The 236-nt window shown below is 49.6% G+C and carries 1 protein-coding gene; it reads right to left on the reverse strand.

What is annotated here, in order from left to right:
• Positions 1-236: transposase (locus Q5762_RS39645; protein ID WP_315897171.1), on the reverse strand; the 236-nt coding region annotated here is incomplete at both ends.

The following is a 236-nucleotide window of genomic DNA, read 5'->3' on the forward strand; positions in this document are numbered from 1 at the left end:
AAACCAGATCTTCGCTGCTCGCCAACCAACACCAACGCAGACGGGATTCATCATTTCTCGGATGAGAGGTTTCATCAATATGAACCATGGGGGCTTTTTGGATGCCAGCCCGAATAGCCTGATGTAGCGGCGTCAGCATTGAAGCCACTTTGGTTTGTGCCTCACTGATGGCTCCGATGGAGAATGTAGTGCCTAACTGTTCTTTGAGCAGAGACTGTATTTTACGGACACTCAGG

This window comes from Streptomyces sp. P9(2023), assembly GCF_032436795.1.
GTDB lineage: Bacteria > Actinomycetota > Actinomycetes > Streptomycetales > Streptomycetaceae > Streptomyces.